Here is a 12,428-nt window from a genome sequence, read left to right on the forward strand (position 1 = left end):
GGTGGCTGAGGCCTTCCTCGGCTCGGTCGTGCGGGGGTGACCGGCAGCACGGCACCCCGCGGCGGGGTGCCGGTCGCGTCAGGCCCCGCCGCGGCAGCCGAGAAGAAGGAGTCCGCGGAACATGCCCGCTAGACTAGCCACACCTCAGGTCCTCAGACAAGTACTCCTCAGACAAGTTGGTGATCCCGTGTCGTCGCCGACCGGCCCCCTCCGTCCCAGCCCGCTCGTCGAACAAGCCGCGGAGCGCCTGCGCGCCCAGATCGCCGACGGCGCCTGGCCCCTCGGCACCCGCCTGCCCGGCGAGACCACACTGGCCAAGGACCTCGGCGTCGGCCGCTCCACGGTCCGCGAGGCCCTGCGCGCGCTCACGGGCCAGGGGATGCTGCGGCCGAAGCAGGGCGCGGGCGTCTTCGTCACGGCACTGCGCCCGGTCGAGGACTGGCCGACCCGGCTGCGCCGCGCGGCGGTCGCCGACGTCTACGAAGTCCGTACGCTCCTAGAGATCCAGGCCGCACGCCTCGCCGCCGAGCGCCGCACGGACGAGGACATCGCCGCGATGCGGGCCGCGCTCGACGCACGCAGGGATGCGGCCGGCGGCCCCGGTGGCGCGTTCGTCGACGCCGACATCGCGCTGCACGCCACCGTTGTCGCGGCCGCCCGCAACCCGGTCCTCACCGACCTCTTCGCCGAGTTCGCCCCGGCGCTGCGTGAGGCCCTGGTCGACCTCCTCGCGCTGGTCGACGTACAGCAGGCGGAGCAGGACCACGGGGACGCGGCGCACGCGGATCTGGTCGAGGCGGTGGCGGCGGGGGACGCGGAGGCGGCGGGGCGGGCTGCGCGGGACGAACTGACCGTGATGCAGGGGAAGTTGGCCTCGCGGGAGGCCGAGTGAGCCCGATTGGCCCGTTTGGGGGCGGTCTGGGAATAGCCCGCGGGACCTCCCGGTTCGCAGTCCACGTAGATACGTGCGTGAATCCGCTGACCCCGAAGGGCAAGGGCACGACATGAAGATCGGCATCATCGGCGCGGGCAACATCGGTGGCAACCTCACCCGGCGCCTCACCACCGTCGGCCACGACGTCCACGTCGCGAACTCCCGCGGTCCCCACACCCTGACCGCACTGGCCGAGGAGACCGGCGCGACTGCCGCCACGATCGAGGACGCGGTGCGCGACGCGCAGGTCGTGGTCGTCACGATCCCGCTCAAGGCCGTGCCGAACCTGCCCAAGGGCCTCCTGGACACGGCGGCCCCCGACGTCACCGTCATCGACACCGGCAACTACTACCCGCAGCAGCGCGACGGGAAGATCGCCGGGATCGAGGACGAGGGCCTGACCGAGAGCCGCTGGACGGAGCGGCAGCTCGGCCACCAGGTGGTCAAGGTCTTCAACGGCACCTACGCCCACGACATCCTCGACAAGCCCCGCCCGTCCGGCGACCCGCAGCGCGTCTCCCTGCCCATCGCGAGCGACGACGCGGCCGCGAAGCAGGTCGTCTCGGCGCTCCTCGACGAGATCGGCTTCGACACCGTGGACGCCGGCGGCCAGGACGAGTCCTGGCGCCAGCAGCCCGGCACCCCGGTCTACGGCCTCGCGTCCGACGCGGCGGCGGTGCGCAAGGCGCTGGACGCGGCGTCCCCGGAGCGCACGGCGGAGTGGCGGGCCTGACCGCCCAAGGCCTCAACTCTCGTCAGGACGTGGCCCATTCACGCAGCGAAGCCTCGCTCGCGAAGTCGGCCACGTTCTTGTCGAGGGGGCTGTCGGTGTACTGGTGGATCTTCCAGTCCGCCTCGATGCGGGGCCTGCCCGCGGTGACGTAGTCGGCGATCCAGAGGCCGTCGCCGGCGTAGGACGTCGTATCGATGTTCTGCCAATAGTTCTTGTTTGCGTAGAGCAGGGTCCGGTGGTTGGGCCGCAGTCGCTTCACCTCGCGGATGAACTTGTCCTTCTCCGCGTTGCTCGCGTGGGTGCCCTCGCCGGTCGTCTCCCAGTCGGCGGCCAGCAGGTCCCCGGCCTTCTCCGGGGCCTTGCTCACGAAGTACTCGGCCTGCGCCGTGATGTTCCCCGGCCACAGGAAGTGGTAGAAGCCGACGACGCACCCGGCGTCACGGGCCCGCTTCGTCTGGGCGGTCAGGCGCGGATTGACGTACGAGCGCCCCTCCGTGGCCTTGATGAAGACGAAGGACAGGCCGTCCGTGTCGAAGGTGGACTGGTGCGAGCTGACGTCGATGCCACGGATCATGCGGGCCTCCTGGTCTGTGGGGCGACGAGGTCGAACTTTCATCGTCCCTGATCCGGTGCCCGCCGATGTCACGTTTGCGCAGGGTGAATCCGTCCGTGTGGTGAACTCTTTCTGGAGGAGCACACCATGTTCACCGTCCATGTCATCGTCACCGTCCTCGCCGCCGTCGTCTACGGCTCCGCGGCTGTCGCCAATTTCGTCGGGCACCCCTATCCGAAGGCCGAGGCCGAGAAGCTCGGGGTGCCGTACTCCTGGATGCCGTGGCTGGGGACCGCGCTCGGGGCGGGGGCGCTGGGGCTGCTCGCCGGGTTCGTGGTGCCGGCGCTCGGTGTCGCGGCGGGTGTCGGGCTCGTCCTGTACTTCGTGGGGGCGCTGGGCGCGCATGTCCGCGTGGGCGACCGGCACCTCGGGCCGTGGGCCTTCTGCTTCGTGCTCGCCGTCGCCGCCCTGGTGCTGCGGATCACTGTCTAGTACGCGCATGAGCTGCCGCAATCTTGGAACACGCTTTGCAACGCGGTACGCAACTGCCGTGCCCCGCTCGGCTGTCTCACAGGGAGGCGGCCCCCGGCAGGGGGCACGCGGTGACGGAGAAGTGGGGCAGTTCGTGGGACGGCGCAAGGGCAGCGTTATAGGAATCTCGCTCGTGACGGTCGCGATGCTGGTGGGCACGAGTGCCTGCAGTGGGGGCGGCGACGACAAGGCGAGCGGGGGTGACGGGAAGGCGGACAAGAAGTCGAGCGCTTCCCCGTCGCCGACGAAGCCCAAGGGGCCGCCGATGCTCCTGGACACCATCACCCCGCAGTCCGGTGCCACGGTCGGCGTGGCCATGCCGGTCTCCGTGGTGTTCACCAACCCGGTGGCGGCGAAGGCGCGGGAATCCGTCGAGAAGCACATGAAGGTGAGCACGTCGACGCCGGTGAAGGGCGCCTGGCACTGGTTCGGCGACAGGCGCGCCGACTGGCGGCCCAAGACGTACTGGCCCTCCGGTACGAAGGTGAAGGTCGACGCCGACATGAAGGGCGTCAGCAACGGCAACGGGCGCTACGGCGTGCACGGCTACACCCACACCTTCAAGGTCGGCGACGATGTCCGCGCCGACGTCTCCGTCAGCGGCCACACCCTGAAGGTGACGAAGGACGGCAAGGCCCTGCGCACGCTGTCGATCAACGCGGGCAGCGCCGAGTACCCGACCTGGAACGGCACGATGGCCGTCATCGACAAGCAGAAGAAGGTCCACATGACCTCCTGCAGCGTCGGCATCAGCTGCGACAAGGGCAGCCCCAACTACTACGACCTGACGCTGCCCTGGGACGTCCACCTCACCCAGTCCGGCACGTACGTCCACTACTCGACCGGCGACCCGAACCCGGGCAGCGGCAGCGCCCGCGGCTCGCACGGCTGCGTGCACCTGTCGATGGCCGACGCCAAGTGGTTCTACGGCCAGGTCAAGCAGGGCGACCCGATCACCATCACCGGCTCCCCGCGCGCCAAGGCCCCGGCGGACAACGGCTACGCGGCCTTCAACCTGAGCTGGGACCAGTGGCTCCAGGGGAGCGCGTCGGGGCAGGGGACGAGCGCCGCCCTGTGAGCCGTCCGGCGCCCGCCCGGCTCACAGGGCGGGCGCCGGACGGGACGCCCTGGTGGGCCGGTCGCTCAGCCCACCAGGAGCGGGTCCAGCCGTTCCGCGGGATAGAAGATGTCGATGTCGACCTCCTCGCCGCCGACGATCTGGGTGTCCCAGGCGCCGCTGTGCACCAGGGTGTACAAGGTCTGGCTGTTGAGCGTGTCCAGGTGCTTCAGGAGCGTCGCGTCGTCGGGCAGTCCGGGGATCCGCGGCGCCAGGCGGTCGCGGATCGCGCGGAGTTGATCCATGAGGGCGTCGAGGTCGGCCTGCCGGTCCGGCGTCCGCTCCGCGGCCTCCGAGATGCTCTGCTGGATCTTGTCCTTGATGGCCCGGGTCACCCCTTGCTCGTCCGTGGTGATCATCGAGTTCCAGGCGCGGCTCTTGTGCCGGTACTGGAGCATCGACATGGCCGCCTCGTGGCGTACGAAGTCGGCATCGCGCAGCGGCCGCCCCCGCCAGGTGCCGCTGAGTGACCGGGCGAGCGAAATGGCCGATCCCCAGCCGCTGTTGAGGCCGCGGCCCGGCCAGAAGTGGATGGCGTTGGCGGCGTCCCCGAGCAGGAATCCGTACGTGCCCGGTCCCGCGGCCGTCTTGGGGTGCAGCCGCGCGGTGAACCGCGGGCGCTGCACCATGTCGAGGCGGAACGCGGTGACGGCGCTCAGGTCGGGCTCGGGCACGGCGAACAGCGCGAGACCCTCCTTGACCCGCTTCCACAGCGCCGACCCCTTGAGCAGGGCGGGCAGGAACAGGGTGCTGTGGGTGTCGCAGAGGAAGTCGCCGTCCTCGCTCCGGTTCATCACGCACGGGCGCGAGGCGATGCACTCCTCGAACACCTGCCGGACGGGGTCGATCCCCACGACCTCCTTCGCCTCCTCGTCGGTGAGCCGCATGTTGAGGAAGCCCTCGCCGCGCAGGGAGTTGAGGAGGAACCGATTCTGCGCCACGGTGAGCAGCACGGACATCGGATCCGGGAGCCCCGACTTCACCCTCAGGCCGAGCACCACGTCCTGGAGGTGCGCGCCTTCCAGCGAGTAGATGGACGTGTCGGCCCGGCCGAACTTCTCGCCGAAGTGCTCACGCGTCCGGGAACGGCCTCCCTCGCAGATGGCGAGCACGTGGTCCGCGGCCGCGCTCTTCTCGTGCTCGGCCGGGTCGAATCGCTCCGGCACGAGGCGGATGCGGTCCGGCTTCTCGTTGGCCATCTCCAGGAGGGTGTCCTCCACGTAGGAGATCCGGATGTTGCGCGGCTGGTGACCGCGGATCGAGTCCGGGCCCGCCGGCCACATCTCGCTGTACGCGCCGTCCTTGAACAGCCGGTCCTGGACCTCCTGGGGAAGGCCGAGATACTGGCGGCTCTGCACCGTGACGACCTGCATGCGCCGGACGTTGCCCTGCGTCGCGTCCTTCCAGACGACCCTGTCCCCGGACCGGGTCCAGCGGCCGTCGTAGATCGTGACGGCGGCCCGGGGGCCGAGCAGGGACTCCAGGAGGAGGGCGAAGGCAAGACCCACGGGGCCGCCGCCCGACACCGTCACCTTGAGTACAGGGACCGGCTGCTCGGCAGGAGGCGGCGTGAGGGCCTCCAGGACGGAGAGGTCCATGATGGTCTCCATCGGCCCGGCCGCCTCGAAGGAGAACGTCTCCTCGCCGATCGTGATGACATCGTCGGGCTGGAGCACGCGCGACGTCATGCGCTCCCCGTTGACGTATGTCCCGTTGCTGCTTCCCAGGTCGTAGAGCATGAATCCATGGCCCTCGCGGCGTACCTCGGCATGGAACCGAGAGATGCTCACGTCGCGGATCACCACGTCGTTCGCGGACTTGCGGCCGAACGTGAGGGGCTTCGCTCCGATGCCGAACCGCTCTCCGGCCAGGGAACCTTGACGGCTGACTATCTCAGGGGGCATGAGTCCTCGGATTCCATTCATCCAACGAGCCAGGACCGTGCGGCGAGGGCGGCCCTACCCCGGCCGCCCTGCCCGTACGTCAAAGCTAGAGGCGTCGACGGATTCGGGAACCCCCTGGCGCGCGAACCGGCCGACCCCGAGGAGGCGGCCTCAGCACTCGATGATGTTCACCGCGAGCCCGCCGCGCGCGGTCTCCTTGTACTTGACGCTCATGTCGGCGCCGGTGTCCCGCATCGTCTTGATGACCTTGTCGAGGGACACCTTGTGCGAGCCGTCGCCGCGCAGCGCCATCTTGGCGGCCGTGACGGCCTTGACCGCCGCCATGCCGTTGCGCTCGATGCACGGGATCTGGACGAGGCCGCCGACGGGGTCGCAGGTCAGGCCGAGGTTGTGTTCCATGCCGATCTCGGCCGCGTTCTCCACCTGCTCGGGGGAGCCGCCGAGCGCCTCGGCGAGGGCGCCGGCCGCCATCGAGCAGGCGGAGCCGACCTCGCCCTGGCAGCCGACCTCGGCGCCGGAGATGGAGGCGTTCTCCTTGAAGAGCATGCCGATGGCGCCCGCGGTGAGGAGGAGGCGTATCACGCCGTCCTCGTCGGCTCCGGGCACGAAGTTCACGTAGTAGTGCAGGACGGCGGGGATGATGCCCGCGGCGCCGTTCGTGGGGGCCGTGACGACCCGGCCGCCGGCCGCGTTCTCCTCGTTCACGGCCATCGCGTAGAGGGTGATCCACTCCATGGCGTGGGCCACGGGGTCGCCCTCGGCGCGCAGCTTGCGGGCCGAACTCGCCGCGCGGCGGCGGACCTTGAGGCCGCCGGGCAGGATGCCCTCGTGGGACATGCCGCGGGAGACGCAGGACTGCATGACGCGCCAGATGTCCAGGAGACCCTCGCGGATCTCGTCCTCCGTGCGCCAGGCCTTCTCGTTCTCCAGCATCATGGCCGGGATGGACAGGCCGGTCTCCTGCGCGAGGCGGAGCAGCTCGTCGCCGGTGCGGAAGGGGTACTTGAGGGAGGTGTCGTCGGGGACGATCGGGTTCTCGCCCTCCACGGCGTCCTCGTCGACGACGAAGCCGCCGCCCACCGAGTAGTACGTCTTGGTGAGCAGCTCCTTGCCCTCGGCGTCGTAGGCCCACACGGTCATGCCGTTCGCGTGGTACGGGAGGGTCTTGCGGCGGTGCAGGATCAGGTCGTCGTCGAACGAGAACGGGATCTCGTGCGCCCCGAGGAGGTTGAGGCGCCCCTGCTCCTTGATCGTCTCGACGCGCTCGTCCGCCTTCTCCACGTCGACGGTGCGCGGGGAGTCGCCCTCAAGGCCGAGCAGCACCGCCTTCGGGGTGCCGTGCCCGTGTCCGGTCGCGCCCAGGGAGCCGTACAGCTCGGCGTGGACGGAGGAGGTGTGGGCCAGCAGGCCCTCGTTCTTCAGGCGCCGCGCGAACATGCGGGCCGCGCGCATCGGGCCGACCGTGTGCGAGCTGGACGGGCCGATGCCGATCGAGAACAGGTCGAAGACCGAGATGGCCACGGTGGGACTCCAAAGGTGGTGGTAGACGCCGTTGTCTGCCGGGCTGTGCATGGTGGCTGTGCATGGAACGGGGCACCGCGCTCACTGATGACTGCTTGTTCCAGTGTGCGCGGTGCCCCGACGGGACGTACCTACGAAAGGGTACGTAATCCGGGCCGAATTACTTCAGGCCGGGGTACAGCGGGTGCTTATCGGCCAGAGCGGTCACCCGGGCTTTGAGCGCCTCGGCGTCGTACGACGGCTGCAGCGCGAGCGCGATGACGTCGGCGACCTCGCGGAAGTCCTCGGCGGTGAAGCCGCGGGTGGCGAGCGCCGGGGTGCCGATCCGGAGGCCGGAGGTGACCATCGGCGGGCGCGGGTCGTTCGGGACCGCGTTGCGGTTGACCGTGATGCCGACCTCGTGGAGCCGGTCCTCGGCCTGCTGGCCGTCGAGCTCGGAGTCGCGCAGGTCGACGAGGACCAGGTGCACGTCGGTGCCGCCCGAGAGGACGTTGACGCCCGCCGCGCGGGACTCCGGGGTCGTCAGACGCTCGGCGAGGAGCTGGGCGCCCTCGATCGTGCGCGCCTGGCGCTCCTTGAAGTCCTCCGAGGCCGCGACCTTGAAGGAGACGGCCTTGGCCGCGATCACGTGCTCCAGGGGGCCGCCCTGGAAGCCCGGGAAGACGGCCGAGTTCAGCTTCTTCGCGAAGTCCTTGTTGCGGGCGAGGATGATGCCGCCGCGCGGGCCGCCGAGCGTCTTGTGCGTCGTGGACGTGACGACGTCGGCATACGGGACCGGGTTGGGGTGCAGGCCCGCGGCCACGAGGCCCGCGAAGTGCGCCATGTCGACCCACAGGTACGCCTCGACCTCGTCGGCGATGCGACGGAACTCGGCGAAGTCCAGCTGGCGCGGGTACGCGGACCAGCCGGCGATGATCACCTTCGGGCGGTGCTCCTTGGCGAGCCGCTCGACCTCGGCCATGTCGACCAGGCCCGCGTCGTCCACGTGGTACGGGACCACGTTGAACTGCTTGCCGGAGAAGTTCAGGCGCATGCCGTGCGTGAGGTGGCCGCCGTGCGCCAGGTCCAGGCCGAGGATCGTGTCGCCCGGCTTGGCGATGGCGAAGAGCGCGGCCTGGTTCGCGGAGGCGCCCGAGTGCGGCTGCACGTTCGCGTACTCGGCGCCGAAGAGCGCCTTCACGCGGTCGATCGCGATCTGCTCGGTGACGTCGACGTGCTCGCAGCCGCCGTAGTAGCGGCGGCCGGGGTAGCCCTCCGCGTACTTGTTGGTGAGGACCGAGCCCTGGGCCTCCATGACGGCGGCCGGAGCGAAGTTCTCCGACGCGATCATTTCGAGGGTCGACTGCTGGCGCTTCAGCTCGGCGTCGACCGCGACGGCGACCTCGGGGTCGAGCTCGTGCAGGGATTCGTTCAGTACGGACATCGGTGGGGTCAGCTCCCGGAGAACTCGGTGTACTCGTCGGCGGAGAGCAGGTCCTTCGGCTCGTCGGCCAGCCGGACCTTGAACAGCCAGCCGCCCTCGAACGGGGCCGAGTTGACCAGGGCCGGGTCGTCGACGACGTCCTGGTTGATCTCGGTGACCTCGCCGTTGACGGGGGAGTACAGGTCGGAGACCGACTTGGTCGACTCGAGCTCGCCACAGGTCTCACCGGCGGTGGTGGTGTCACCGACCTCGGGGAGCTGGACGAACACGATGTCACCGAGCGCGTTGGCGGCGTGCTCCGTGATGCCGATCGTGGCGACGCCGTCCTCGACGGCCGAGAGCCACTCGTGCTCCTTGCTGTAACGCAGCTGCTGGGGGTTGCTCATGATGCGAATTCTCCTGTACGCGGGAAGGTGCTGGTGACGGTGGGTGCGCCGACGGGCGGCCGAGCTGCTTCTGGCGCTTTCGAAGGAACCACTTCTGGTTCGAGGGAACTGCTTCTGGCGCTTGTAGAAGGAACTACTTCTGGCGCTTGTAGAACGGCAGGGCCACGACCTCGTACGGCTCGTGCTTGCCGCGGATGTCGACGCCGACACCCGCCGTACCCGCCTCGGCGTGCGCGGGGTCCACGTACGCCATCGCGATCGGCTTGCCGAGCGTCGGGGACGGGGCGCCGGAGGTGACCTCGCCGATCACCGTGCCGTCGACGACGACGGACATCCCGGCGCGCGGGACGCGGCGGCCCTCGGCGATGAGGCCGACGAGCTTGCGGGGCGGGTTGGCCTCGGCGCGCTCGGCGGCGGAGACCAGCGCGTCGTGGCCCACGAAGTCGTCCCCGTGCGAGGTTTTCTCGAACTTCACGACGCGGCCGAGACCGGCGTCGAAGGGCGTGAGGTCGGTCGTCAGCTCGTGCCCGTACAGCGGCATGCCCGCCTCCAGGCGCAGCGTGTCCCGGCAGGACAGGCCGCAGGGGACGAGGCCGTACTCGGTGCCCGCCTCGGTCAGCGCCTGCCACAGCTTCTCGGCGTCGGCGGGGGAGACGAACAGCTCGAAGCCGTCCTCGCCGGTGTAGCCGGTGCGCGCGATGAGCGCCTGCACACCGGCGACGGTGCCGGGCAGACCCGCGTAGTACTTCAGGCCGTCCAGGTCCGCGTCCGTGACGGACTTCATGATCGCGGCCGAGGTGGGGCCCTGCACCGCGAGCAGCGCGTACGCGTCGTGGTCGTCGCGGACCTCGGCATCGAAGCCGGCGGCGCGCTCGGTGAGGGCGTCGAGCACGACCTGCGCGTTGCCCGCGTTGGCGACGACCATGTACTGGGTCTCGCCGAGCCGGTACACGATCAGGTCGTCGAGGATCCCGCCGTCCTCACGGCAGATCATCGTGTAGCGGGCGCGGCCGGCGCCGACGGAGCCGATGTTGCCGACGAGGGCGTGGTTGAGCAGGTCCACGGCCTCCGGTCCGGACACGGTGATCTCGCCCATGTGGGACAGGTCGAAGAGGCCGGCCCGCGTGCGCACGGCGTTGTGCTCGTCGCGCTCGCTGGCGTAGCGCAGCGGCATGTCCCAGCCGGCGAAGTCGGTCATGGTCGCGCCGAGCGAACGGTGCAGGGCGTCCAGTGCGGTAGTGCGGGTCATAGCTGGTCTGCTCCCAGGGGCATGACGGCGATGGCGGGGTCTCGCGTACGAGACGTCCTCCCCATCTGTCATCGGAACCTGAGAGGTTCGCCCCGAGGGGGCTTGCACCTTGGGTGGGGGCGCCGTGTCACAAAGGCGCCCCACTTTTCAGATCTGCCTCGCCCGCGCGGTACGGGGCCTGAGAGATTCAAGGGAGGAACTTGCTCCTTCGGCGTCCGGGTACTCGTCGTACCCGGAACTCTCCCGCGCGGATTCAAGCGGCCGGTATGCAGTTGCGGGCACATCATTGCATGCCCGTCCGACAGGGAAACCCCTTGAGTGGCATTACCTTCTCTTTACACTTGAGGGGCAAGGGTGACGTGACCGCAGCGGGGAGGACGATCACGGTGCACAAGGCAGTGGCGGGGGCTTATGCGGTGTCTGCTTCGGCGCCGGTGGTGGCAGGGGTGCGGATCCCTGGTCAGCGCTCGGTGCGGGACCTGCGCGGCCGCCGTGGTCACACACCACGCCGGCTCGCTTTCGCGGCGGGCGACCTCGTCGTGCTCTCGGGCCTGCCGGGCAGCGGCAAGTCGACGCTGATGCGGCGGGCCGTCACGGAGATCCGGATCGATTCGCAGGACACCCGCGAGCGCTGGGCCGCCCGCATGCCGCGCTACCTGCCGTACGCGCTGTACCGCCCGTTGGTCCGCGTCGCGCACTACGTGGGGCTGCGCCGGGCGATGCGCTCGGGCTCGAGCGTCGTCGTGCACGACTGCGGTACGCAGGCGTGGGTGCGCCGCTGGGTGATCCGCACGGCGCGGCGGCGCGGGGCCGCCGTCCACCTGATGCTGCTCGACGTACCGGCGGACACGGCCCTTGAGGGGCAGCGGGACCGCGGCCGCGGGGTGTCCCGGTACGCCTTCGCCCGGCATCGCCGTGCGGTGGGCGCGCTCGTCAGCTCGACGGAGCGCGGGGACCTGCCGACCGGGATGGAGTCGGCGGTGCTGCTCGACCGGGCGGCGATGGAGGCACTGGGCGGGATCACGTTCGGCGCCTGACGCCGGGTCCCGCCCGGCAAGCGGAGGGAACCGCACCGTGGCCCCTTGTGTGTACGAGTTAAGGTCGGGCGGGCACAGCAGCGGGCAGAACAGCAGAGGTTGATGGCAGTCATGGAGTTCCCAGGTACCCCTGAGCCGGGTCACGGTCACGCCCAGGGGCACGAGGGCGGCTACGCCCACCCCGCGCAGGGCTGGCCCGCCAACGAGTTGGAGGAGGTCCTCGCCGCGGCCCTCGGCCAGGAGGCGGGGAGTGCTGGGGATTCGACGGGGCGCCGGATCGTCGAGGTGCTCGGCCGCAGCCACGTGTGGATACCGCTGCCCAGGGGCGGTTCGAACGACAGCAGGGACCTCGATCTGCCGAGCCTGGAGATCCAGGGCCAGGCCTACGTCCCCGTGTTCAGCTCCGAGCAGCAGTTCATGGCGGTCACCGGTGGCCGCATGGACTGCACGGTGGCCCCGGCCGTGGAGTTCGCGCGCGGCCTTCCGCCGCAGGTCGGCATCGCCGTGAACCCGGACGGCACGGTCGGCGTACCGCTGCCGCCGCCCGCCGTCGCCGAGCTGGCCCGCAGTGGTCGCACGGCGCTCGACGGCCCGGCGACGGGTGGCCGCGTGGTGCTGAGCGAGCCCGACTGGCAGATCGACCCCATGGACTTCCTGGCCGCCGTGCGCGAGGAGTTCGAGGGGCTCGGCACGGTGCTGAGCGCCCGGCGATGCCTCGCGACGGTGGAGGACGCGGAGCCGTCCCTGTTCATCGGCGTGGAACTGGCGCAGCCCGTGGGCGCCCCGAGCGGTGCGGGGGACCTTCCGCTGGACGCGCTGGGGCGGGCGCTTGGCCGTGCGCCGGTGGCCTGGGCCGTCAACCTGGTGTTCCTGGACGTGACGCAGGACCCGGTCGCGGACTGGTTGCGTACACACGTACGGCCGTTCTACGTACGAGAAGGGTGACGGCGTCCGTCAAGTCGGTGTCAGTATCGCCGCTTAAGCTGGTTTCATGACGTGACCGGTCGGTGCTTCGCTTTCCGGCCACGTGAACACGGACG

The 12,428-nt window shown here is 70.2% G+C and carries 12 protein-coding genes and 2 riboswitches; of the genes, 6 read left to right on the forward strand and 6 right to left on the reverse strand.

Translation table 11 applies throughout. From position 1 onward, the window contains the following. The first annotated feature begins 187 nt into the window (after positions 1-187). On the forward strand, positions 188-892 hold the full coding sequence (locus tag OHA73_RS29340) for a FadR/GntR family transcriptional regulator (protein ID WP_327656529.1): 705 nt from the start codon (positions 188-190) through the stop codon (positions 890-892). Between the two features lie 73 nt (positions 893-965). Then, positions 966-1,667, forward strand: coding sequence for an NADPH-dependent F420 reductase (locus tag OHA73_RS29345; RefSeq protein WP_267069172.1), 702 nt, complete (start codon positions 966-968; stop codon positions 1,665-1,667). Positions 1,668-1,689: 22 nt separating this feature from the next. Here OHA73_RS29345 and OHA73_RS29350 read toward each other — a convergent pair whose 3' ends face one another. Then, complete coding sequence (locus OHA73_RS29350) at positions 1,690-2,241, reverse strand: glycoside hydrolase family 25 protein (RefSeq protein WP_327656530.1); 552 nt, start codon at positions 2,239-2,241, stop codon at positions 1,690-1,692. Positions 2,242-2,367: 126 nt separating this feature from the next. Between OHA73_RS29350 and OHA73_RS29355 the strand changes: the two genes are divergently transcribed. Together OHA73_RS29355 and OHA73_RS29360 are read left to right on the forward strand one after the other, a co-directional pair. Then, a complete protein-coding gene (locus OHA73_RS29355) occupies positions 2,368-2,712 on the forward strand; it encodes a DoxX family protein (RefSeq protein WP_327656531.1) in 345 nt (114 codons plus the stop codon). Between the two features lie 121 nt (positions 2,713-2,833). After that, positions 2,834-3,829 carry a L,D-transpeptidase gene (locus OHA73_RS29360; protein ID WP_327656532.1) on the forward strand — a complete coding sequence of 332 codons (996 nt, stop codon included), beginning with the start codon at positions 2,834-2,836 and terminating at the stop codon, positions 3,827-3,829. A gap of 65 nt (positions 3,830-3,894) precedes the next feature. Here the strand turns inward: OHA73_RS29360 and OHA73_RS29365 are convergent, their stop codons facing one another. The 5 genes from OHA73_RS29365 to gcvT all read right to left on the reverse strand — a co-directional run bounded on the left by OHA73_RS29365 (position 3,895) and on the right by gcvT (position 10,351). Then, entirely contained in the window at positions 3,895-5,772 is a 1,878-nt protein-coding gene (locus tag OHA73_RS29365; protein WP_327656533.1) for an FHA domain-containing protein, read from the reverse strand. A gap of 150 nt (positions 5,773-5,922) precedes the next feature. Continuing rightward, positions 5,923-7,293: an L-serine ammonia-lyase gene (locus tag OHA73_RS29370; protein WP_267072777.1), complete on the reverse strand. Its 1,371-nt coding sequence runs from the start codon at positions 7,291-7,293 to the stop codon at positions 5,923-5,925. A 160-nt stretch (positions 7,294-7,453) separates the two neighbouring features. Continuing rightward, positions 7,454-8,716, reverse strand: a complete 1,263-nt coding sequence (gene glyA, locus OHA73_RS29375) for a serine hydroxymethyltransferase (RefSeq protein WP_266714316.1) — start codon at positions 8,714-8,716, stop codon at positions 7,454-7,456. An 8-nt stretch (positions 8,717-8,724) separates the two neighbouring features. Further along, positions 8,725-9,102 (reverse strand): glycine cleavage system protein GcvH, encoded by a 378-nt coding sequence (gene gcvH / locus OHA73_RS29380; RefSeq protein ID WP_327656534.1) that lies wholly within the window; start codon positions 9,100-9,102, stop codon positions 8,725-8,727. Between the two features lie 133 nt (positions 9,103-9,235). Beyond that, positions 9,236-10,351, reverse strand: coding sequence for a glycine cleavage system aminomethyltransferase GcvT (gcvT, locus tag OHA73_RS29385; protein WP_327656535.1), 1,116 nt, complete (start codon positions 10,349-10,351; stop codon positions 9,236-9,238). Positions 10,352-10,406: 55 nt separating this feature from the next. After that, a riboswitch (glycine riboswitch) is annotated at positions 10,407-10,508 on the reverse strand. After that, positions 10,509-10,607: riboswitch (glycine riboswitch) on the reverse strand. A 160-nt stretch (positions 10,608-10,767) separates the two neighbouring features. On the opposite strand from gcvT, the gene OHA73_RS29390 reads away from it, so the two are divergent. Together OHA73_RS29390 and OHA73_RS29395 are read left to right on the forward strand one after the other, a co-directional pair. Then, a complete protein-coding gene (locus OHA73_RS29390; protein WP_267072776.1) occupies positions 10,768-11,388 on the forward strand; it encodes an AAA family ATPase in 621 nt (206 codons plus the stop codon). 111 nt (positions 11,389-11,499) lie between these two features. Further along, the gene (locus tag OHA73_RS29395) at positions 11,500-12,333 is read left to right on the forward strand and encodes an enhanced serine sensitivity protein SseB (protein WP_327656536.1); all 834 of its coding nucleotides are present in this window, start codon (positions 11,500-11,502) and stop codon (positions 12,331-12,333) included. The last annotated feature ends 95 nt before the right edge of the window (positions 12,334-12,428 follow it).

Source organism: Streptomyces sp. NBC_00483 (assembly GCF_036013745.1).
In the GTDB taxonomy this organism is placed as follows: Bacteria; Actinomycetota; Actinomycetes; order Streptomycetales; family Streptomycetaceae; genus Streptomyces.